The following is a 22,588-nucleotide window of genomic DNA, read 5'->3' as shown; positions in this document are numbered from 1 at the left end:
CAGTAGTCAAGCGTAGAGCCATGGCTAGCAACATGACTGGGTCAGTAGAAAGCGTCACGAGCGAGTCGTGGTGGACCCCATTCCACGCCATAAAACAATTCCATAAAGCCAGAATTAGTGTTGTTGCAAGCCTCTAAATGGCGGTAAAATCAATACAACGAACAGTCCGCGAAAGGACACTCCAACAATGAACACTCTCACCGTTTACACAAAGCCCGGATGCGTGCAATGCAACGCCGTTTTCCGGGCCCTCGACAAGCTCGGAATCGAATACCTCCCGGTCGATATTTCCACCGACCCGGAGGCGCGCGAATACGTCATGGCGCTGGGCTATCTGCAGGCCCCAGTCGTTCATGCCGGACCCGAAGCCCACCACGGCGGATTCAGGCCAGACCGGCTACGCGAACTCGCCGAACGCGCCGCCTAAGCACACCCATCACTACCTCGAGGAGCCCACCATGCACCAGCTCACCATCGACCACGACACCCAGCCCGGCAGCGTCAGCGACCACACAGACTTCACCGACGCTCACCAAGCCCTGCTGAAGTACGTCGTCGGGGCCGACTACTATCTGCGGCCGGTCCAAAACACCGCCGCCCACACGAGCTACGAGCTGCTGCGGCTGGCCGACCTCGACGACCCCGCACCCTCCCGCGAACCACAGGTGGCCGGCGTCGCCACCATCGAGGTGATTTCCGACAACCAACTACCGGTCGCTTCACCCTATTTCGCCGCCTGCGACGCCCAAACCTGGATCAACGACCACGCCAGCAAGTGGTTACACGGATCCAGCACCGACCCCGGCTATCACTACCCCATGTCAGTGCTGACCACGGCTCGCGGCGAAGCCCGCTTCTACCTGCGCGCCGGTGCACTGCTGAACGAAGCCGCGGCGCTGGCCGCAGTGGACAACACCGCCAGGCCCGACCAAACCACCCTGGAAACGCTGCGCCACAACGCCGTACACAACAGCGGCTCCCTGGACAACCCCGCCGCGATCGCCGCCGCCGTCCAGCAGCTCCTGCCCGCCGAAACCACCACCCACCAGACCGCCACGCTCATCTGGTACTACACGCTGCTGCTGTGGGGAGTGAGCGCGCCATGACCACCGCCCACAAGTCGCGCACACCACTGACGGTCGTCACCGATACCACCGATGAGACGGCAGATCTCGACGTCGAATGGCGATCACAGACCGTCATCGACCAGTACAGCCCCGAGCATCAGTTCGTCGGATCGCTGATGTGGCTTACCGCCACGCAAGCCAAGCCATTGCTGGAACTGGTGCCCGACAACGCAATATGGAGTCCCCAGACCCGCTGGGCATATGAACTCATCCGCGCCCTGGTCGACGCCGGCACGGATCCGACGCCGGTATCCGTGTTGGCCGCCGGCCGCCGCCAGCCCGCCCGCGAGGCACTCGAACCCAACGAGCCGCCCAACGCCAACAAGCACAAGCAGCTGGCCCTCTACCTGTTCGACGCCTACTCCCAAGCGATCGCGCCGGCCGCGTCGATCGAAAGCTACGCCCGCGAAGTTCTCGACGAGGCCTACCGGCGTGCCTTCGACACGTTCGGCATCAGGATGCAGCAACTGGCCGCCTGCGGCGCCGACCGCGACGACCTGACCGAGCAGTTCGCGATGATCCGCGACGAACTCGCCGAGCTGTGGCGCCGCACAGAGACCGCGACCAAACCCCAACGGGCCCAACGATGAAAACCGCACAGCCCAGCCCGGATCTTCTCATCGCCGACCGCGCCAGCGCCGCCATCGCTGACTATCCCCAACCGGTGGGACGCGCGGCACGCACCGCGCACGCCTGGTTGGACCTCCTACACAGCCGCGCCCAAATCCGTGCAGAACGCCACAGCCGCAGCGTCAGACAATAGAACAAGCACCAGCGTCGGCCACCGCAGCAGGCGCCCACGAAAGGACCCGCCATGATCAAGCCCGCCCGCCGATGCGGCTCCCTCCCCCGGCGAGGCACGTTAAGTGTCTGGCTGGCAAGCATTCTGGCAGCACTCGCCCTGGCCGCGCTCGCCGTAGGCAGCCCTGCCCGCGCTCATGCGCGCGGTGCCACCATATCCCCCGGTGATGAAATCGACGCCATGCAAGCGCACGGCGTCACACGCTGCACCCTGGGTTACACCTTCGCCGACCCCGGCACCAACATCAACTACGGCATCACCGCCGGCCACTGCAATGAGGGCGACAGCGACTACGTCGTTGACCGCACCACCGGCGCGATCGGACATTTCATCCTCACCGTCGCCACCCCCGGCGACAACCTCCAAGAAGACTACGGGCTAGTCGATTTCGGTTCCAACCACTCGGTCCGCATCATGTACGGCATGCCCATAAGCGGCATCTCAATGCCAGACCCCCACAATGCCGTCTGCCATGACGGAATCCGCACCGGCATCGCCTGCGGATCACTAGACACCCCACTCATCGCCGACCAATACCTCACCACCGGAATGGCGCAAAGCATCCCCGGCGACTCTGGTGGCCCTGTCTGGCAGCTCGCCCGCGACAACGCCGGCACCGCCAACGTCATCGGTATCTGGCTCGGCGAGCACATCGAACCCAACGGCACCCACTACGGACGATTCATCAACCTCACCGACGTTCTGGTCAACATCGCCGCCAAAACCCATATCCTGTAGCCACCGTTGAGGTGAGACCGCGCACCTAGTGGTCACCAAATCCGCAGCCCCTCACCTTCTTTAGCCGTCAGCGGGTGCCAAGCGTGACCGACAGGGCCCCCGTCGCCGTCAACCCACGCCCGGCGGGCTCGCCCGTTCTTCGCTCCCGCCGCCCCAGCGGGCGGCTCCCACTACGCCCGGGCGCCACCGGCGGCATTTGCGGCCCTACCCAGCTCGCTCCCGCTCGCGGCCGCAAATCCGCCTCCTGCTCAACCGCCGGCCTCTTCGGGGTTGACACCGACACCCCGCCGGCCCCCCGCACCCCAGCGCTGACCAGCGCCCTGAAATCACAAACCAGAAACGGAGAACCACTATGACCATCTCGGCGGCCGCCACCCACGTCATCCCGGCAGGCCTGATCACTCACAGCACCGTAGTGATCAAAGGCCAGCACCACGACCACGACATCAGCGTCCATCACGCCCGCACACCCGATGCCCGCATGAGCATCACCCTAGGCGGAATGCACATGGTGATCTACAACTGCCAAGCCGCCCAAGGACTACTCGAGGCATTCATCGCCGCCCGCGGCCACATGCTCCACCTGCCCGCCCAAATCCCCTCTGCTCGAGCGGAGTCCGAAAACGAGGCCGCCGGCCGAGTCATGCTCTCGATCGAATGGACCCGCCGGCCAGTCTATGCCGTCGCCACACAGTCCAGGATCAACCGACTCAAGACCGCCCAGATCCACTGGGTCGAGCTCTACACAGGCCCGCTCACGTGGCAGATCCGCGATCGCGCCGGGCTGCTGTCCCTCATCGAGGTCCTCACCTGCGTCCACCAGACTGCCGTCACAGTGTTCGTCGACGGCGAGCAGTACAAGGGCGACCCCAACGATCCCGACTACCACGCCGCCTAACCGAACAGAAGCGCCTGGGCCCGGCCAGCTCCCAGCATTCGGGGTTGGCCGGGCCCCCCTTTTTTCTTCCGGACTCCGGGTGCCGGCGCGCCCCGCGCGACCGGACTGGCCACCTGCCGGCGGCCACCAAATCCGTAGCCACTCACCTTTAAGCCGTCAGCAGGGTGCTCATGGTAAGCGGGCGGGGGCCCGAGCGCTCAACCCACGCCCACACCGAACTACACAGGCCGAGTGACCTTTTCGGCCCAATGCCAGCTCGCCCCAGGGCGCTGCGCGCCGGCGAGCGCGGGCCGAAAACCCTGCTCCGTGCGGCGCGGCCTCTTCGGGGTTGACCGCCCACCCTCACCCGCTTCCCCGCACCCCAGCGCCGACCGGCGCACTCCATCACCGCAAGAAACGGAGCAACACCCATGACTATCGATATCATTCACAGCGCTGTTGAAGGCACCCTCGTCCACGGCACCACTCGCGGAGACGGCACCAACACCATCCTCAAGGCCGCCGGATTCCGCTGGTTTCCCTCCCTGGGCTTATGGGGCATCGCCGGTAGCCGCGATCGCCAACCCAACCGGTACAAAATCGATCAGGCCGCCGGCGCGCTGCGCGCCGCCGGGCATGACGTCAATGTCGATATCGACGACAGTCACCGCCCCGCCGCCGAGGCCGAGGCCGACAGGGCGCAGCGCCAAGAGCACCGCGCCGAAGCGCTCAACGCCAAAGCGGACCGCAAGGGGGCCGCGGCCGACGCGGCCCGGGAGGCCGAACAACGCGCCGTAGCTGCGCTGCCTCCCGGTGGAGAGCCCATCAAGATCGGGCATCACAGCGAACGCCGGCACCGCAAAGCGATCGCCCGCGCCCACGATGCAACCCGACGCGCCATCGACGCTACCGAGCTCGCGCGCCAGGCCAGCGGACGAGCCGAGGCCGCCGCATCCACCACTGCCCACCGGTACAGCCCGGTGACCGTGAAGAACCGCATCGAGAAGTTAGAAGCCGAGCAACGCGGCGATCAACGCACCCTCGACGGTCACCGCCGTGTCGTTGCACGCAGCGCCACCCACGAATACGTTGACGAATTCGGCCCGGCCACCGGGTCCTACCGCGACCAAGTCATCGCCCGCATGGCCCAGCGCGGCGACGAAATCACCTACTGGACCGCGATTTACGCCGACCTGCAGGCCGCCGGTGTCGCCAGCACCCACAACCGCGACACCATCTCGCCGGGGGACTTCGTACTGCGCCGGGGCCACTGGTACCCGGTTGTTCGGGTCAACGCGAAAAGCGTTTCAGTCCGCATGCACGAGGGAGCCTCCTGGACGAACACGATCGGCTACCACGAGATCTCCGGCCATCGACCAGCGTCAGCCGACGACAGCACGGCGGCTGACGGCTAACCACCAGCGCACCACAGGGCCCGGCCAGCTCCCAGCACTCGGGGTTGGCCGGGCCCCCCTTTTCTTCCAGCCGCGAGGTGGCCGCGATCGGTAGCCCCTCACCTTCTAGCCGTCAGCAAGGGTCGCAGCCTAATCGGCCGGGGGCCCGACCGCGCAACCCACGCCCGCACCGAACTACACAGGCCGAGTGACCTTTTCGGCCCAATGGAAGTCAATCCCCAAGGCGCTACCGCGCCGGTGATTGACCCGGGCCGAAAACCCTGCTCCGTTCGGCGCGGACTCTTCGGGGTTGCGCGCCCACCCTCACCCGATTGACCGCTCCCCAGCGCTGACGAGCGCCGTGAAATCACTCAACCGAAACGGAGAACCGCCATGACTGCACAACTGGACCACTGGGCCACCACCGACCACGACCCCACCAGCCACCTCGAAGCCATCCGGCATCTCACCATCAGCGACACGCGACAGACGTCAGCGGCAACCCCAGACATCGACGAGCTCGCCATCCTCCAGGTGGCCCACGACGGCCAGCGCATGCGACTGCGCGGAGCAGACCGCGACGAAGCGATCCGACGTATGCACGGACGCCTCGACATCGACCTCATCGCCTGGCGCCTCTACACAACCTCGCGGACCGCGCACCGCGTCGCGGCCCGACTGGGCCTAACCACCCACAAGCCCACCCGCACCGACGAAGTCGCCGCTCTCCGTAGCGAAACGACCCCAGCATCGCCGAGGGCACGTGCCATCGCCTAACCGACCGACTCCGGGCCCGGCCAGCTCCCAGCACTCGGGGTTGGCCGGGCCCCGCCTTTTTCTTCCAGCCTCCGGGTGCCGGCGCGCCCCGCGCGACCGGACTGGCCACCTGCCGGCGGCCACCAAAATCCGTAGCCCCTCACCTTCTAGCCGTCAGCAAGGGTCGCAGCCTAATCGGCCGGGGGCCCGACCGCGCAACCCACGCCCGCACCGAACTACACAGGCCGAGTGACCTTTTCGGCCCAATGGAAGTCAATCCCCAAGGCGCTACCGCGCCGGTGATTGACCCGGGCCGAAAACCCTGCTCCGTTCGGCGCGGACTCTTCGGGGTTGCGCGCCCACCCTCACCCGATTGACCGCTCCCCAGCGCTGACCGGCGCACCACTCAGCACACAGAACGGAGCAACACATCATGGACCACGAATTCGAACTCGCCTTCAACCTTCTCGACGAAGCAGCCGGACGAATCCAGCAACAGCAGTACGGAATCACCAGCATCCTGTTCCACAACCACGGCGACATCCAACTCACCACCGTGCACGACTACACCCCCCAAACCGGGCACCACCTCGTACTACTCGCCACCGACGACCACGGACAGATGGTCGCCATCGAAGCCACCGCACCCGACCTCAACGCCGAACCCGACACCCGAATCCTCAAAGTCCGCGCCGGCGACCTCACCTTCCACGCCACCGCCGACACCTGGACCTACCGCGCCCACCGCCGCGGCCACACCTACACCCTGACCGCCGGAATCGCCGACCAACCGGCCTGGACCATCACCGTCGACGCCGGCGCACCACAACACCACGACGACCTCAACACCGCAATCGACACCCTGCTGGATCACCACGTGAGCGTGGCGGCCTAATCACCCGCGGGTTGGCCGGGTCCGCACCCGCACGGGCCCGGCCAGCACCCCCGCCCCTTCTCAGGACTCTCCGGGGATTGCGCACCCACCCTCACCCGCTTCCCCGCACCCCAGCGCCGACCGGCGCACTCCATCACCGCAAGAAACGGAGAAAACATCATGTGCTACAACCGCATCGCGATCCTGGCCGACCTTCGCACCGAACTGGTCACCGGCACCTGCAACCCGACCCGAGGTCTCGCCGAACTCAGCGCTCCCCTCCTACTCGACGACACCTTTAAGACCGTGCTCTACAAAATCGCCGACCGCTGCCCCCTGCGGGCCGCCCTACTGTGGAGCCGCATCGGCGCCCATCTCAGCGGACAAGCCCGCATCGAATCCCTCACCCTCGCCGCCGTATTCGCCCTCAAAGGCGGCAATCCCGGCATCAGCGCCACTCTAATCACCCGCGTCGACGTCGCCGTCCGCCGCGAACACACCGAACCTCCGGAGGCCATCGCCACTCTCAAACTCGACCACCGCATCCGCGAGAACCTTCCCCACACCGTGATCTGAACCCCAATCCGACATCCACAGAGGAGCCATCGTGAGCAACCACACCGAGTGGGGCCACGCCGCGCCCAGCCTCTACACCCTCCACCCACGCCAGAGGGCCATCGAAGAACTGCACCCTGCCGACGAAGACGAACTCACCGCCCCATTTGTCCTGGGCCTGTGGAACGAAAACGGCGACGGGCTTGCGTTGCAAGGAAACCGCCGCGAAATCCTCAGCTACCTCAGCTTCGCCGCCGCCGAAGTCAACGACCACCTCTAACTCGCACTGCGGGCCCGGCCAGTTCCCAGCATTCGGGGTTGGCCGGGCCCCCCTTTTCTTCCGGCCTCCGGGTGCTGGCGCGCCCCGCGCGACCGGACTGGCCACCTGCCGGCGGCCACCAAATCCGTAGCCACTCACCTTTAAGCCGTCAGCAGGGTGCTCATGGTAAGCGGGCGGGGGCCCGAGCGCTCAACCCACGCCCACACCGAACTACGCAGGCCGAGTGACCTTTTCGGCCCTATGCCAGCTCGCCCCAGGGCGCTGCGCGCCGGCGAGCGCGGGCCGAAAACCCTGCTCCGTGCGGCGCGGTCTCTTCGGGGTTGACCGCCCACCCTCACCCGCTTCCCCGCACCCCAGCGCCGACCGGCGCATTCAATCACCATCCGAAACGGAGCAACACATCATGAGCGCGTACGTCGTCGAGGCCGAACACGTCAATGTCCTGCTATGGGCCGGCCGCCACGGATTCCGCCGGCCCTGCGGCAACCTCACCTGGATCTACGACAACCCGACCCGCGTCAACCAGCTCACCGAGGACAACCTCGACCAGGTTGGGCAGATGCTCGTCGACGCCAACACGACCTCGGTCAACTACTGCTACTTCAACAACCCCGTTCACGAGCCCTACGAGTACCGCTACACCCGCCCGCTGCACACCAGCTGGTCGATCGTCGAAGTCCTCAAGGCGTTGCAGTGCTACGAATACCAGTCCTGCGAACCCAAAGACTGGCAGCACACCGAGGCCTACGCGTTCTGCCGTGAGCTGCAAACCATGCTGGGCCAGGCGCTGCCGGGCTACGACCCCGCTCCATGGGGCATCACCCGCATCAGCCTGCCGGCCGCCTACCGGCGCAGCGCCTAACCACCCACCCAGCCCGAAAGGAGCCGTCTCATGATCATCGAAGGCACCGTGAACCGCAGCATCGACAACCGCACGGTCGAGATCCCGTTTTTCATCGATACCCTCACCGGCACCTACGCCCAGTGGGGACACGACACGATGACGCTCGGTGAGAACGTCGAGCTGCTCGAGGCGCTGCGCGACGCCGCCTGCGAGATCACCTAAGCGGCCACATATCTCGGGGCCCGGCCACCTCTCCCACCAACGGAGGGTTGGCCGGGCCCCCCTTTTTCTTCCAGTTGCGTCGGGTGCCGGCGCGCCCCGCGCGCCCGGACTGGCCACCTGCCGGCGGCCGAAATCGGCAACCCCACACCTTTATTAGCCGTCAGCGGGTGCCAAGTGTGACCGACAGGGACCCCGTCGCGCTCAACCCACGCCCGGCGGGCTCGCCCGTTCTGCGCTCCCGCCGGCCTGCCCGGCCGGCTCCCGCTGCGCCCGGGCGCCACCGGCGGCATTTGTCGGCCCTACCAGAGCTCGCCCCCCGGGCGCTACGCGCCGGGCTCGCCGGGCCGAAAATCCGCCTCTTGCTTTCCGCCGGCCTCTTCGGGGTTGACCCCGCCACCCCGCCGGTCCCCCCAACACCCCAGCGCCGACCGGCGCCCCGAAATCACAAATCCGAAACGGAGAACCACCATGACCACAGACTTGCGCTCCCCAGCCGACATCGTCGCCGCGGCCGCCGGCCTCCTCGGCTTCGCCCCCACCAACAGCATCGTGGCCTACATGCTGCGCCGAGACTCCCACGGCGGCTTCCGGATCCGCTGCGCCATCCGCTTCGATATCACCATCACCACCGGGCAAGCCGCCAACCTCCCCGCCACCTGCAATCTGCACTCGGCCGACAACCACGCGGCGATCCTGCTCGCCGTCTGCGACGAACCGCACAATCCACACGCCCTGGCGCTGCTCGACGCCCTGCGCGACGCGCTCACCGACGCCGCAATTCCCGTCCTCAACCGCATCATGACCCACGACGTCACCGCCGAAGGACAGTGGTATGAGCCCGACACCGGGCAACACGGCCCCACCTACCCCTACACCGACTCCCTGATCACCGCCCAGCGCGTCCTCAGCGGTGAACGAGTCAGCCGCCGGCGCAGCGACATTGAAGCCGAATTCGCCCCCATCGCCCCCGCACCCCCAGTGCCCCTCGGCGACCACGGCGAGCTCGTCATCACCACCGCCGAAGAAATCTCCGATGCCCTCAACGGGCATCCGATCAACCGCACCCTGCCCACCCGCGCCGGCCACATCATCACCGCCGACGTGAGCGTGCGCGACGCCATGATCTGGGCGGCCATCCAGCACACCCAATCCGCGGCCGAACTATGGACTCACATCGCGCGGCGTCTGCGCGGACAACCGCGTGCCGAAGCGCTCACCATCGCCGCCGTCGCCTACTGCCTCCTCGGCGACACCATCCGCGCCGGCATCGCAATCGACACCGCACTCGATGAAGCCCAAGCCGCCCACACCCCTGCCCCACGCCTCGCGATGCTGCTCCTGGCCGCGCTACGCGCCGGCCTACCGCCCGAACAGATCCAGCGCGCAATCATCGACAGCACACCCCAACCCGGGCACAACTAACCACACGTCCACCGGGCCCGGCCGGCTCCCAGCACTCGGGGTTGGCCGGGCCCCCCTTTTTCTTCCGGACCGCGTAGCTATTCGTTATCCAACTATCGGACGCGCACCGCGGCTACCACCGCAGCGCGCCCTCAGCGTCGCCCGGGCGCGCCCAGCCGACGTCAATCGCGGGCAACCGCGGCGCATCCCCGGTAACCAGCCAGCGCACCAACTCGCCGCCGACCACATCACCTGTCTGCGTCACCCAGTTCAAAAGCGCGGTTTCCACACCAAATCTCCTTCAACGCATCGCCGCCGGCGTTGCGTTCATTCTCGCTTCCCCGGCCACCATTCGCGGCCCAAGCCACACCTCAATGCGGCAGCCCCGTCGACAGCAACCAATCCACGCTGTGACTGACCAGCAGCCACAACATCAGCGCCACCAGGGCCCCCACCGTGGCCGAACCGACCTTGATTTTCACGTTCCCTGACTCCTTCTCATCATTTGCTAGCTCCGCGGGGCATGCGCATCGCAGACTCTCGCCCGCCGCCGCGCTCAACCTTCACCGCTTCCAGCTCCACCCAACCCACGCTGCGCCCTTTCGATGAGCGCTTCGCGCGTTCTTCCCCCGTCGGCAGAAGCTCCACCATCACAGCCAATCTCCCCCGCACCCCGCAGCCAACCTCCCTCAACCCTAAATCCCCCGCACCCCACCTCCTGGCACCATTCCCACCCCGACCCCTCCCCCAGTTCACAACCCCGCTCGCCCCGCCACGCTCCCTCCAGAGACTTCTGGCACATTGGCACAAGGATGTGCAAGACTGGTTGTGGCCGCGCGCTGCGTGCGGCCACAACCGTTCGTCCCCCAGTCGGGTGCGAGCCGTCGCGGGCGGGAGGTGGTCGCCGGTGTTGACGATTTCTCGGCTCTCCCGCTGGAGCATCGCCTACTACGAGAAGACGGCCAACGAGGCCAAACAGGCCGCGATGGACCGTCAAGCGGCCGGGGGTGGGCTCGGTGAGTACTACTCCGAAGGTGACACTCGGGTGCCGACCTGGGTGGTGGCCGGCGACGCGGTGAAGGTTGCTGAGCTGACCGGGCTCACCGGCGCAGCGCTCGCGAGCGGGTTTGCTGATGGGGATGTGGCCACCACCTGGCTCGACGAGGGAATCGCCCCCAACGGCGCCAGTGGGCGTGCCTTCACCAAAGAGTCGGTGCACGGTTTCGATCTGACGTTCGCCGCACCCAAAAGTGTGTCGCTGGTGCGGGCCCTGACCAGCGAGATCAACGAGAAAGTGATCGCCGAAGCGCACTCGCGGGCGGTCAAGGCCGCAATGGACTACCTGCACACTCACGCCGGCTACACCCGGGTGCACAACCCGGTGACCGGCAAAAAAGACCTGCAGTGCCTGCCAGGGTTGGTGGCGATCGCCTACCAACACGAAACGTCGCGGTGCGGGGACCCGCACATGCACACCCACGTCATCGTGCCCAACCGGCAAGCCCGCGGCGACGGCGTCCTGGTGTCGATCGACTCCAAATCGCTGCACCACGAAGCCAAAGCCGCCGGCGTCATCTACCAAGCGGTGCTGCGCCACGAACTGCACGCCGAGCGCGGCTTTGAGTGGCGCGACGTCGACGAGCGCTCCGGCATGGCCGACATCGCCGGCGTCACCAAGAAATGCCTCAAAGCGTGGTCGCGGCGCTCCACGCGGCTGCGCGAATGGGCGCGCAACAACCTCGTCGTCATCGACGGCGAGCCCAGCGCGCAACAGCTCGCTACCGCGCAAAAAGCCACGCGCCCCGCCAAACCCGAATCCCAGCCGTGGGCCGAACTCAAAGCCGAATGGCGCGCCGATACGCGCGGTCTCGAAATGGACCGCGCCGCGCACGCCGAAGCGCGCTGGGCGCGCCGCGCCGCTCCGCGCACCCTGACCGACCGCACACGGCTGGCGCGCATGGTGGGCGCGATCGACAAGAGCGCGTTCACCCGCGCCGACCTCGTGGAACTAGTCGGTGCGCTGCTGCCCGTCGACGTGCCCGAAGATCCGCGCACCACCATCGAAAAGATCGTCGACACCGTCGCCGTGCGGGTCAGCGCGCCACGCGAGGTGCACCACCGCGAAGGACACGAGCTGTACACGGTGGACGTGGTGATGGCCGAAGAGGAACGCATCTTCGCCATGGTCGACGACCAGGACCCGCGCACGCGCCTCGATGTGCGCCCCGCCGACCTCGGTGACCTCTCGCCTGACCAAGCGCGCGCCATCGCCAACATCGCGCACTCCCCCTACCTGGTGCAGCCCCTGCAGGCGCCGGCCGGCGCCGGCAAAACGCACTCGCTCAAAGCGCTGCGCGGCGCCGCGCACCGCGCCCACAAAGAAGTCCTCGTGCTCGCGCCCACCGGCAAAGCGGTCGACGAGGCGATGCGCGATGGCGCCGGGGACCGCGGCCTAACCGTGGCCAAAGCGCTCAAACTCATCGAAGACAATCAGCTCGATATCGACCGGCGCAGCGTGATCGTGGTCGACGAAGCCTCCATGCTCGGCACCCCCGAGCTCAAGAAACTGCTGGCGTGCGCGGTCGTCGGGCGCGCCAAAATGGTCCTCGTCGGCGACGCCTACCAACTCTCGCCGGTCAAAGCGCGCGGCGGCATGTTCGAGAACCTGTGCGACGAGCTGCCCTGGTCACAGCGCCTCGGCGAAGTGTGGCGAATGCGCGACCCCGCCGAACGTGACATGTCGCTGGCGCTGCGCTCCGCGCACGGCAACCGGCTACGCAAAGCGGTGGGCTGGTATCGCAACAACGGGCGCCTGCACTCCGGTGACCCGATCGCCATGGCCGATGACGCCACCAACGCCTACCTGCAAGCCCGCGCTGACGGGAAAGACGCCGCGATCATCTGCGACCGCTGGGAAATCGCCGACGCCATCAACCGCAAGCTGCACGGCGCGCTCACCGCGGCCGCCGCACACGCCGGTGACGTCGCCCCCGAGCAGGCCAAGGTTTTCACCGACACCGTGCGCGTCGCGCGCGACCAAGACGCGCGCGCCGGCGACATCATCATCAGCCGCAACAACGACGCCAGCCTGACCGTGGAACCCGGCGCCGACCAGCGGGCCGGCGAGCAGATCGACCAAGTCCGCAACGGCAACCGCTGGCACGTCGTCGGCGTCGACGCCCAGCGCGGTCGCATCGCCGCCGAACGGCTCACCGACGGTGCGCGGACCATCTTCGAAGGCGACTACCTCCGCGAACACATCACCTTGGGCTACGCCACCACCTTGCACGCCGCCCAAGGCATCACCGTCGGCAACTCCAACACCCCGGGAGCCTGCTTCACCGTGCTCAGCGACAACGCCTCACGCGCAATGGCCTACGTCGGCATGACCCGAGGAAAAGACGAAAACCACGCCTACATCTACCAACCCATCACCGGCGAAGCCGACCACGAACACAGCCGGGTCGCCTCCGGCGCGGAAATCCACACCCTGCGCCGCGGCAACAAATACGCCGCCGCGCACTTCTTCCGCATGATTCTGGCCAACGATGACCGGCCCCGCACCATGCACGCCGAAGCCGAACGCACCGACCGTGACCTACTCCCCCCAGTTGTCGGGGCACTACTCGACCGCCACGACCAAAGGCGCGCAGATCGCCGCGCCAGCTGGCATGCGCACAGCGCCCAAGCCCGCGCCCGCGAAGCCGCCTACGACCGGCTACGCCACGCCACCCAGCGCAGCAGCGAACGCGGCGAAGAACGCGACCGCGCCGACGGGCTCGAACTGTGACCACATCGCGGTGACGCGGACCGACCGGCCGACGCGATCGATCGCCCGCTGTGAGGTGGCCGATTCGGCGGTCGCGCCCCGCCCTGCGATCGGCGATCCGCGACTACGCCAACGCACTGGTCGCCGCTGGCCGGTGGGATCGATCCGACGACCTCAACATCCTGCCGACGGGCCACAAGCTTCGGGCCGGCGACCTCGTCGGCTACACCCGCGTAATCAAGCCCGGCTGATCCGAACACCACCGCCCTCACCGGCACGGTGATTTGGTTCGACGACATATCGCCCCCTCGTTGTGGGGACCGGGGAACGAAACTAGGCGAAACTGTCGTAACCAAGACATGACGACGACTTCGACGACGGACTCCTCAAGCACTATGCCCGACCCAGGCGGCAGCGACCTCCCACACGATCACGATGATGATCGCTACGACGTGCTGCTTCATCCCGACGACGAGATGGCCGGCCCGGACTGGTACCCGCGACTGGGCAACATGTCGGCGGCGTTCATGTTCCGCGCCGTGATCCGACCGGATACACCGATGCGGCCCGAGTACGTCACCATCCCGATGCGAGCAGCCAACAGTGACGCCAGGCTCACTAAGCAACTTGCCGTCTCGAAATGGAACATGCTTTGGGAAGCTGCCCAGTACCGCCGGCGGTTCTTCACCGAAGACGAGTGCCCACCGGAAATGCTGAAGATCATCGACCAAGGCGACGTCAACGTCGTGTTCGTCCCTCGCACTCGGACTCGTTACTTTGAGTACGCCCCACTGTTTCACCTCCTGCCACGCCGAACCTTGGAACGGTTTGGGTTGCCGCTCTGCCGAGGAGGTCAATGGCCGTTTATCTCTGATGTCTGGCGCCCGGACCGCTATCTCCCCGCCGACTTCGAGCGACGGTTGTCCCAAGCCTGGGCCGCCACGGTGTGGCGGCATCTCATGCCCGGCTCCCCTCTTGTCGGGTTCACCGGCAATGACCCCATCCGTCTGCTGGCCCACGACCTCGACTTCTGGATCCCGCCAGTGACCGAGGTGATGGAAGCCGAGTTGCGCACCTGGCCCGAGGTCGACAACGGCGTCGAGCCACAATTGGCCCCGCTCGACGACGGTTCGGTGCTGAGCACGGCGACCGCAGCGAACCCGCGTATGGGAGGCGACATCTGGACCGGTGAGGACGCCGCCGCGGAGTTCATCCGCGATACCGTCGAAGCCGCGGACAACACCGGGCGGTTGCGCGCCATCCTCGAGACTGTGCGTTGCCACCGAGTCGAAGACGACTTCTCCAACCACTGGACTTACGCCCGTGAGGACTTCGAACGCAAGCTGTACCGCAAGCGCTCTAAGGTTAAAGTCCGGTTCGTCGAACTCACCGACACCATCCCCGTCCAAGGTCCGGAGACCGAGATCGTCGACCGCCTCGTTCTCAGCGACTTTCTCGCTCTTCTCGATCCCCAACAGCGGGAAGTCGTCGTACTCCTGCGCAGCGGGACCACCAACCTCACCGAAATCGCCGACATCATGGGTTACCGCAACCACAGCCCGATCTCTAAGCGCCTGAGGGCAATTCGCGATACTGCTGCCCGCTACTTCGAAGCGGAATAAGTCGCTTGTCGCGTTCGCAGAAAATTCACCGAGAACGTCCTCCTGCAGCGGCGAGTGCGCGTGCCCCTTGGAGCTAACGGTGCCTATCCGGTGGCCGGGCGGGATTCAGCGAGCGCGCGCTGCATATCCTCGACGCTGACCTTTAGTGCAGAAGGGTCTGCCCGTACGAGCTGGTCGAGGTCTTGGGGGTTCGACGCCAGTCTGTGCAGGCGGCGGGCCCGTTCCCGCCGGCAGGCCACCGCCACTTTACGGGCGTAGCGGCCATTGCCGGCGACGTCGAGCATGGTGCCGCTCTCGTAGGGCACGGAACGCAGATGTGTTGCTTCCGCGCGCAGCATGTCCCAGGCGGGGTCCTCGACGACGAGGCGTTCCTTGCCCGCCAGGTGGCGCCCGATCGCCACGATCTCCTCGGGGGTGTAGCTGTTGAACGTGAGGGTGAAATGGAATCGTCCGGCCAGGCCCTTGTTGGCTTTGAGGAAGTCCTGCATCTCCTTGGGATATCCGGCGACGATCACCACCAGTTCGTCGCGGTAGTCCTCCATGTACTTCAGCAGGGTGTTGATCGCGTCAACGCCGAAGGAGTGGCCCTCGGTTTTGGGGACGAGCCGGTAGGCTTCGTCGATGAAAAGCACGCCGCCGCGCGCTTCTTCGCATACCTCTTTCATCTTGGCCGCGGTCTGTGAGACGTAGCCGATCACGATGTCTTCTTCGGTCACCTCTTTGACGTCGGGGCGGGCTATCTTGCCCAGTCCGAAGAGCACTTCACCGACCACCCGGGCGAACGTGGTCTTGGCGGTGCCGGGGGGGCCGAGAAAGACCATGTGGTTTTCGTTGCTCGTGGTGCCGCCGTCGCCCTGCTCGGCGAGCAGCTGGTCGATCTGAATCTCGGTGCGCCACACCGCTATTTGTTCCTTAGCGTCTTCGAGACCGATCAGTTCGTCGACGCGGGTCTGGGCGCGGTTGAGGACTTCTTGGCGCTCGCTCGCTAACGCGGCGGCCGCGCGGGCGTCACGGCTGGTTTCAGTTCGTGGGTCCCATTTGTCGGTTCTGGTGGCGATGGTGTCGGCGTCGGTGGTGACGATCCGAAAATCGGGCTGCTCGAGTGCCACGCGGGCTGGTGGGATCACGACGCCGTCGATAGTGGCGCTGCGGAACGCCTCGTTGGCCGCCTCGAATTCGCCTAGTTCACGCAGGCACCACCCTTTGGTGAGCGCCAAATCCGCTGCAATGTAGGCGTTTTGCGTCGTAACTTCGGCTATTAAGTCCCATGCTGACTGTGCTTGTCCCAGCGAGGCCAACGCCATGGCGCGTAGTGTTTGAGCGCCTGCCAGGACATCGTTGGGAACATAGGTGGCGTTGGCGGGTGGGCACACCTCGGTGGCCGCACATAGATCCGGCCAGCGCTGAGTGGCGTGATACACAGTGGCGGTGAGGAATTGGCGCCACAACGCCGTTTGGCTATCGTCGGCGAGGTCGCGGTCGTTGAGAACCGTCATCGCTTCATCGAACTCGCCCGCGCTAATCAGTACGCTGGCAAAGGCCAGAGCGATCGTGCCTCGTGACCACACTTGCAGCTGCAGATACAGCGGCGCGGACACCACGGCCTGCAGCGCGCCATCTTGTTGGCCAATGCGGCGGGTTTCGCGGTAGAGCGCCCGGGAGTTGAGGTACGCCCCGGCCAGGGCGTCGCGGCTGTGATCGCCGCAGGCCAGCCGGCCCAGCCACGCATCGGTCATCGCCGGGTTTTGGTCGGTGATCGCGGTGAACGCCTGCTGTGCTGACGCGGGGTCGCCAGAGCTGAAGCGGTTGATCGCCTCGTCGAAGGCGCGGCGCTGTTCGGTGGCTGAGGTCGTGGTCATCGGGGCCCCCGATCGGCCTCTTTCGTTGTGCTCACCGCTCCCCCTTCCACCCGTGTCATCGTAAACGCTCGGACGTACTGACCGTCTCCCCTTGCGTTGCTCCGTTAGTGGCCCGAGATCGGGGCGACCGAGGGCTCGTCTTCTGGTGGTGGCGGCCCGGCGGCATCCTCAGGTGGGGGCGCCGGCGGAAGCGGCACATCAGCGGAGGTGTGATCGGCATATGCCGACAGCGGTGGCGGGCTGTCCCATCCTGCGTCTGACGCGGCAGAGGAAGCCGTATTGATGGGCGCGACCTCCCCGGCAGCGCCCGGCTCTGCGGTGGCCGCCCCGTTGGCGTCGAGGACTGCATGCCCGGCGGCGTTCGCCTGGCCGGCGGCCCGGCCACGCGGTTCGCGTCGGGGGCGGCGGCGCGGATCTAACCCCGTGCCCGCCTTGGCGATCAGTTGGTCGATCTCCCCGCCGGCCGTGGCCGCAGCGACGATGGGATGGGCGCCGGCGGACGCCGCCGTCGGCGCTGACGTCGCGGCGCCGGCGGCTGACTGTGCGGAGTCTTCGCCGTCGCTCGGTGCGGCTGCGGGAACTGGGGAGAAGCCTTCTTGAGGCTGGCCCAGCACGTCTTGAGGGTTGCTGGCTGAATGCTCGTCGAGCTGCTCCCAGGGTGTTTTGCCCTTGCCGTGCAGACCTCGCATACCGCCCAACGCCGCCGACCCGGCCCCCCGCAACCCAGCGTGCATGGCCAGCCCCATTGCCACGTCGCCGGCACGGCCAAGCAGTCCGCGACCCGGGTGTTGTCCCTGCAGGTCGGCGCGGATATGGCGGAGCAGATACAGCGCCGCCATCGAACCGCCGCCCATGATCAGCACATGCGCGAACGGGTTGTTGCCGCCCAACTCGGCCGGCAAGGGGCGGGAGATGAGCCGCTCGATCGCTAGCCCCATCACGCTGACGAACGTGACGAACACCATCACTTCTATCGGATGCTTGAAAAATCGCCACACGGTGGCTTTGGCGTGTTCTTGCGCAGCCCCGGAAATGCCGCCGGCGAACACGCTGGGCAACAGCTTGGCGGTCGTGTACATCGCTTTAAGCGACACCTTGAACACCGAGGCGCCCGAGGAGATCATGAACCAGCCAAACAGGGTTGCTGTCATGACCAAGATGGCCCCGTTGAATGTGTTTGTGCCATCCAGGTTTTGGGCGTAGTGCACCGCGGCCAGATCACCGCAGCGGCCCATCGCTTTGATTGGCCCGTCAGAAATGCCTTGCTGTAGCGCGGCGGTGTACTGTGCTGCGCACCCGGGCCTTGTGTCGACGACATGGCCAAAGTTGAAGACTTCCAGTGGCTCTCGCCCGACGTGGGTGATGAGGCTTGATGTGAGGGTGTCGACTTGACCGGTGAAACCGCCGCTGCCGATCGCGCCGTTGTGGGTGACCGCTTCGGCGGTGCTAAATCCCATGCTGCGCCCGAACGCCAGCATCCCATTGGGGCCGTACATCATTCCCGCCGGGTCGGAGAACACGGTGATGGCTAAGGCCGGCATCATGATCGCCAGCAGGATCATCGTCCAGCCGCGGCCGGCTTCTCCTCGACGTATTGCCAGCACGCCGAGGAACACCCCCAGCGGCACGGTGATGGCGACCAAGCCCCACCGGGTGGTGACGGTGATGACCGCAGCGGTGATTGCTTTGGCGATTTCGCCGAACACGGTCAGCCAGTACGTCGAAATGGTCAGTTTCATCACCCACAGCGACAAGGCGATGATGCCGATGAAAGCCCCCGCTTCGGCGGTCAAGATGTTGGAGGCCGCCAAACCTGTCGACACCACTTCCAGGGCGTGCACCATCCACGGCCCCCATGACGAGGGGTCCCATGCCTGCGCGTCGGGCCCGCCCTGGGTGAGCTGATCGGGAACGCTGGCCACCGACAGGTAGAAGTCGCCGATGGGGACGCCGTAGTTATCGTGCAGGCCAGTCCAATTCAGCACCGCGGCATTGGTCGATGCACTCGCTCCCGGAGCCAGTGTGACCGCGATGGTCGCCAGCACCTGCAGGAGTGCATACACCTTGAGTGGCCGCGCCACCCGCGGATGCAGCTGCAGCCAGCAATGTGCTCGCGCTAGCACGCGCTGATCCTTTGGCGTTGTCGCTTGCGTTGTGGGTTGGTGTCATAGAGCTCGGCAAGCTCGCGGGTCGGTGCGCCGAACAACTTGACCTTGCCCCACCCGCCGAATTCGTCGAGAAACCACGCCTCGCCTTCGCGGCCGGGAATGACTTTGCCGTGGCGGCTGTCGATCGTGTCGTCGCCGTGGTTGGGCATCGCCGCGGGGCTGGTGTTGGTGACGTAGTCGCTGCGCAGCTGCGGGTGGCGATCCAGGTCGCGGTTGCACCACAGCAGTGTGTCCTCGGCGATGGCAGTTTCTTTGAAGCCCAAGCAGAGTCGTTGCTCAATGTATTCGTCTTCCAGTACTCCGAAGTCGTTTCTGGGTGACTGGCTGATCCCCATGAACAGCGTCCATGCTTTACGGCCTTGGCGGATCACGTTGTTCGCGCAGCGCTGCCCTCCGGGAGAATGTGTCCACGCCGCGCATTCTTCGACGACCAGGATGTCGGGTTGGGTGTCGCGGGAAAAGAACAGCGATTCCGCGAGGTTGGCGGCCATTCCGTAAAGGGCTTGGGCGGCACGCTGACTCGGGGTGGTTAGGTGGTGTAGGTGTGCCTGGTATTCCTCGGTGACAGTGGGCAATTTGAGGCCGCCGAAGTTCCAGATGACAAGCTGCTTGGACAAGTCCGGCAGCGGCAGGGTGTCGTCGAACATCGGCGCCAGCAGCCGCTCGGCCCGTAGGCCTTCCAACGCGATGAGTAAGTCGTCATCGATGCTGACCCGGTCTGGTCTGCTGCGGTCGGCTAGAAACCCGATCAACTGGTTGAGGCACCCGATGCCGTTGGCGTTTCGTGAGGCCGGGGCGAGCAGCCCCTTAAGCCGTGAAGCCTGAGGACTCACTGGCGGAAATCCTATTTGCGGCAGCAAATGGTCTACGGTGCGCTCTGCGGCATACTCAAACGGAAAAATGCGCAGCCCGTCCAGGCTGAATTGGGGGTTTTTGGGGTCGATGATGACCTTTTTGTTGGCGTCGAATGTGGATAATGCGGTTTGGTGTTCGCGCGCCTCGGTGGGGTCGATGAGATGTACACCGGCACCTAATTCCAGCCATGACCGGACGAGGTTCTTGGCGCACTGCGACTTTCCGCGCCCCGGGGATCCGCCGATGACTAGGTTGCCCGGATTGTCGCGCCCGGGGGCGCCGATGAGGTCGTTGAGGACGATCTCGCGCAGACCGGGGCTGGTGATGGTCTCCCCCAGCGGGACCCCGACGTTGTTGCCGAGGCTGGTGGCCAGCAGTGGCACGAGTTTCGCGAATGCGTTGGTGGTGGAAGGGTTTCGAATCTCATGCAGGCCTGCGGTGGTTTCGGTTCCCGGATTCAGGGCGCGCCACAATGTGGGTTGGCTGCCGCGTCGGCGTTTGAGCTCGAGTCGTTGGGTGCGATAGCGGCGGATCACTTCTGAGATCGCGGTGTCGGCGGCGGCGGCGTCTGCGGCGGCGGCGATCACCACGACCGCTGCGTTGACGCCTCGTTCGGCGCTGCCCTGTTTGAGTGCAGAGGCCAGCTGCCTACCGGAGACGAGTTTGCGTAGTAGCTCGTCGTCGCTGTCGGCGTGGCGGCCACGTTGGCGCGCTTGGTCTTTGATGTTGGTGATGACATTGTGTGCGGTTGCCACGGCCACCTCAGCGGTGTCGAACGTGAAATGAATCGTCCAGTCCAACGTGATGGCCGGTCCGGTCACATCATCGAGCACCTTGAAGATGGTTGAGCGCGGCCAGCGCAGGCCGGCGTCGGGCCATTTTTCCAGTCCCACGATGGCTTGATACGAGTCGGCCACACCGTCGTCCTCGTGTCGATACGTACGCAGGAATATGTCAGCCTCGGTGCGCGCGGCCCGCCATCGCCGTTGACGGAGCGCGGCAGCGGACAGGTCTTTCCAGACCGGTGTGAACGCGGATCCCGGTAGTCGGGCATCAGGGTTATAGGGTTGATTGGGGATGGGCTTCTGCCAGGTGTGGCGGCTGGCGGTGTAGTTCCAATGCCACCAGATCTGTTCGACGCTCACCGGTTTCGCGAACAGCGCCGGGGGCAGCTTGGCGATCATCGTGGCGGCCAGCTGGCGGTAGTGCGCCAGGGCGGCCGCGCTATCTTTGTCGCGGCCGATGATCGAGTCGAGGCGGCGTTGCCATCCTCCTGCCGTGGTCGACCCGGATAGGCCGTAATCCAACGGAAGGCTCAGCCAGTAGATGCGCCGCCGCGAGTTGCGGGCGTGGAGGGCTGGGGCCCAGCGCTGGCAGTGCTGCACCCAGGCTTCGGCATGTTCGGGCATGGCGGTGGCGTCAATGACGTTGTCTGGGTGCAGATCAGGGTGGGCATAGATCATGCGCCGGGTGATGTTGCGGGTTGCCACCGGCGCTGTCAGGCCGCTCAGTAGCGAGCCTGATGGCAGGGTCCGGAGCAGCTCGGCGTGCATGTCGGCGACCAAGTCCTGCGACTCTTTGGGCAAAAAGATAAACGGCAACCCCGATACCAGGTACTCGGCGTAGACCCCGCTGTGGGTGAAGCGCAGGTTGCCGACAGCCTCAATGGGGGCTTCGCTGGGTGTGACAGTCATTGCCGCGGACCGTGTTTCGGCGATCCCGGCTCGTGCGAACACATGACGTGCGGGTGTAGGTCGGCCAGCCAGAACTGCAGTCGAGTACGCAGTGAGGGCCGGCTAGCGGGTAGTTTGGACAGCGCCCAGATCGCGGCGGCGGTCAGCGCCGCGCCAACGGCACCAATGATCAAGGCGTTGCCGCTTTGAAGGTTCAGAGTCATCAGCGAGGCTGTGGCGACAAAGCCCACCAGCAGTGCTGTGGTGTCAGGAAGTCGCCATTTCTCTTTGAACGGCAGGCGGAATCCGTCTCCGGAGTCGCCGAGGTAGATCGGCAGATCGCGCTGGTCCGACCAAACCTTGGCCGGGGTTTCGTCGGCCATTACTGCCCGTACGGGTTGGGTACGTTGACGTGGTTGGTGACACCGTGGCTTTGGAACTCGTGGGTGAACAGTGCTGCGATACCCGCCGACAAGAAGATGGTCACCGATAAACCGATCACCAGGAATTGGTGGGTCATGCCGGCGCCGGCGCCTTCTTTGCCCGCTTTGCCCAACGTGGCGACGGTGCCCACCACGAGCGCGGCCGCGGCGAGCAGCCCTTCGAGCATGTAGGCCAGCGAGGTTCCGGAAGTGAAGAGCCCTGCGGCCAGAAGTTGTGCATGTGTCGCGTTCACGATGATCTCCTTGTCTAGTTAATTGTGTGTTGAGGTGGCCGGCACAGGGTTGCTGTTATTACTGAGCTGCGGTATTGAGTCTATGCTCGTGACCAT

Annotated in this window: 22 protein-coding genes; 16 read left to right on the top strand and 6 right to left on the bottom strand. The window is 65.8% G+C overall.

The annotated features are described in order from the left end of the window. Window positions 1-187: 187 nt before the first annotated feature. From nrdH to SKC41_RS29295, 13 genes are all read left to right on the top strand, one after another. Complete coding sequence (gene nrdH, locus SKC41_RS29355; RefSeq protein WP_330981211.1) at window positions 188-427, top strand: glutaredoxin-like protein NrdH; 240 nt, start codon at window positions 188-190, stop codon at window positions 425-427. Window positions 428-458: 31 nt separating this feature from the next. Next, complete coding sequence (locus tag SKC41_RS29350; protein WP_330981210.1) at window positions 459-1,106, top strand: hypothetical protein; 648 nt, start codon at window positions 459-461, stop codon at window positions 1,104-1,106. Continuing rightward, window positions 1,103-1,717 carry a hypothetical protein gene (locus SKC41_RS29345; protein WP_330981209.1) on the top strand — a complete coding sequence of 205 codons (615 nt, stop codon included), beginning with the start codon at window positions 1,103-1,105 and terminating at the stop codon, window positions 1,715-1,717. The genes SKC41_RS29350 and SKC41_RS29345 overlap by 4 nt, the downstream gene beginning before the upstream one ends. Window positions 1,718-1,941: 224 nt before the next feature. Then, on the top strand, window positions 1,942-2,667 hold the full coding sequence (locus SKC41_RS29340) for a hypothetical protein (protein WP_330981208.1): 726 nt from the start codon (window positions 1,942-1,944) through the stop codon (window positions 2,665-2,667). Between the two features lie 352 nt (window positions 2,668-3,019). Beyond that, on the top strand, window positions 3,020-3,565 hold the full coding sequence (locus SKC41_RS29335) for a hypothetical protein (RefSeq protein ID WP_330981207.1): 546 nt from the start codon (window positions 3,020-3,022) through the stop codon (window positions 3,563-3,565). A gap of 410 nt (window positions 3,566-3,975) precedes the next feature. Further along, window positions 3,976-4,959, top strand: coding sequence for a DUF3560 domain-containing protein (locus SKC41_RS29330; RefSeq protein WP_330981206.1), 984 nt, complete (start codon window positions 3,976-3,978; stop codon window positions 4,957-4,959). A 372-nt stretch (window positions 4,960-5,331) separates the two neighbouring features. Beyond that, window positions 5,332-5,715 carry a hypothetical protein gene (locus SKC41_RS29325; protein WP_330981205.1) on the top strand — a complete coding sequence of 128 codons (384 nt, stop codon included), beginning with the start codon at window positions 5,332-5,334 and terminating at the stop codon, window positions 5,713-5,715. A 412-nt stretch (window positions 5,716-6,127) separates the two neighbouring features. Beyond that, window positions 6,128-6,589: a hypothetical protein gene (locus SKC41_RS29320; RefSeq protein ID WP_330981204.1), complete on the top strand. Its 462-nt coding sequence runs from the start codon at window positions 6,128-6,130 to the stop codon at window positions 6,587-6,589. Window positions 6,590-6,748: 159 nt separating this feature from the next. Continuing rightward, window positions 6,749-7,144: a hypothetical protein gene (locus tag SKC41_RS29315; RefSeq protein ID WP_330981203.1), complete on the top strand. Its 396-nt coding sequence runs from the start codon at window positions 6,749-6,751 to the stop codon at window positions 7,142-7,144. A 31-nt stretch (window positions 7,145-7,175) separates the two neighbouring features. Then, the gene (locus tag SKC41_RS29310) at window positions 7,176-7,403 is read left to right on the top strand and encodes a hypothetical protein (RefSeq protein WP_330981202.1); all 228 of its coding nucleotides are present in this window, start codon (window positions 7,176-7,178) and stop codon (window positions 7,401-7,403) included. Between the two features lie 403 nt (window positions 7,404-7,806). Then, the gene (locus SKC41_RS29305) at window positions 7,807-8,265 is read left to right on the top strand and encodes a hypothetical protein (protein WP_330981201.1); all 459 of its coding nucleotides are present in this window, start codon (window positions 7,807-7,809) and stop codon (window positions 8,263-8,265) included. Between the two features lie 30 nt (window positions 8,266-8,295). Next, on the top strand, window positions 8,296-8,469 hold the full coding sequence (locus SKC41_RS29300) for a hypothetical protein (protein ID WP_330981200.1): 174 nt from the start codon (window positions 8,296-8,298) through the stop codon (window positions 8,467-8,469). 468 nt (window positions 8,470-8,937) lie between these two features. Continuing rightward, entirely contained in the window at window positions 8,938-9,891 is a 954-nt protein-coding gene (locus tag SKC41_RS29295; protein ID WP_330981199.1) for a DUF4192 domain-containing protein, read from the top strand. A gap of 112 nt (window positions 9,892-10,003) precedes the next feature. Here SKC41_RS29295 and SKC41_RS29290 read toward each other — a convergent pair whose 3' ends face one another. Then, window positions 10,004-10,159, bottom strand: a complete 156-nt coding sequence (locus SKC41_RS29290) for a hypothetical protein (RefSeq protein ID WP_330981198.1) — start codon at window positions 10,157-10,159, stop codon at window positions 10,004-10,006. 618 nt (window positions 10,160-10,777) lie between these two features. Here SKC41_RS29290 and mobF point away from each other — a divergent pair. The 3 genes from mobF to SKC41_RS29275 all read left to right on the top strand — a co-directional run bounded on the left by mobF (window position 10,778) and on the right by SKC41_RS29275 (window position 15,261). Beyond that, window positions 10,778-13,660: a MobF family relaxase gene (gene mobF, locus SKC41_RS29285; RefSeq protein WP_330981197.1), complete on the top strand. Its 2,883-nt coding sequence runs from the start codon at window positions 10,778-10,780 to the stop codon at window positions 13,658-13,660. Window positions 13,661-13,710: 50 nt separating this feature from the next. Then, window positions 13,711-13,890: a hypothetical protein gene (locus tag SKC41_RS29280; protein WP_330981196.1), complete on the top strand. Its 180-nt coding sequence runs from the start codon at window positions 13,711-13,713 to the stop codon at window positions 13,888-13,890. A 144-nt stretch (window positions 13,891-14,034) separates the two neighbouring features. Then, entirely contained in the window at window positions 14,035-15,261 is a 1,227-nt protein-coding gene (locus SKC41_RS29275; RefSeq protein WP_330981195.1) for a sigma-70 family RNA polymerase sigma factor, read from the top strand. Window positions 15,262-15,344: 83 nt separating this feature from the next. On the opposite strand, the gene SKC41_RS29270 is transcribed toward SKC41_RS29275, so the two are convergent. From SKC41_RS29270 to SKC41_RS29250, 5 genes are all read right to left on the bottom strand, one after another. Next, the gene (locus SKC41_RS29270; RefSeq protein ID WP_330981194.1) at window positions 15,345-17,120 is read right to left on the bottom strand and encodes an AAA family ATPase; all 1,776 of its coding nucleotides are present in this window, start codon (window positions 17,118-17,120) and stop codon (window positions 15,345-15,347) included. A 104-nt stretch (window positions 17,121-17,224) separates the two neighbouring features. Continuing rightward, the gene (locus SKC41_RS29265) at window positions 17,225-19,243 is read right to left on the bottom strand and encodes a hypothetical protein (protein WP_330981193.1); all 2,019 of its coding nucleotides are present in this window, start codon (window positions 19,241-19,243) and stop codon (window positions 17,225-17,227) included. Next, window positions 19,237-21,837, bottom strand: a complete 2,601-nt coding sequence (locus SKC41_RS29260; protein WP_330981192.1) for an ATP-binding protein — start codon at window positions 21,835-21,837, stop codon at window positions 19,237-19,239. Before SKC41_RS29260 ends, SKC41_RS29265 begins: the two co-directional genes overlap by 7 nt. Further along, window positions 21,834-22,199: a hypothetical protein gene (locus SKC41_RS29255; RefSeq protein ID WP_330981191.1), complete on the bottom strand. Its 366-nt coding sequence runs from the start codon at window positions 22,197-22,199 to the stop codon at window positions 21,834-21,836. Before SKC41_RS29255 ends, SKC41_RS29260 begins: the two co-directional genes overlap by 4 nt. After that, on the bottom strand, window positions 22,199-22,492 hold the full coding sequence (locus tag SKC41_RS29250; RefSeq protein WP_330981190.1) for a hypothetical protein: 294 nt from the start codon (window positions 22,490-22,492) through the stop codon (window positions 22,199-22,201). The genes SKC41_RS29255 and SKC41_RS29250 overlap by 1 nt, the downstream gene beginning before the upstream one ends. Window positions 22,493-22,588: the final 96 nt, after the last annotated feature.

It is taken from the genome of Mycobacterium sp. 050128, from assembly GCF_036409155.1.
Classification (GTDB): domain Bacteria; phylum Actinomycetota; class Actinomycetes; order Mycobacteriales; family Mycobacteriaceae; genus Mycobacterium.
This window is presented reverse-complemented; position numbering and strand designations above follow the sequence as displayed.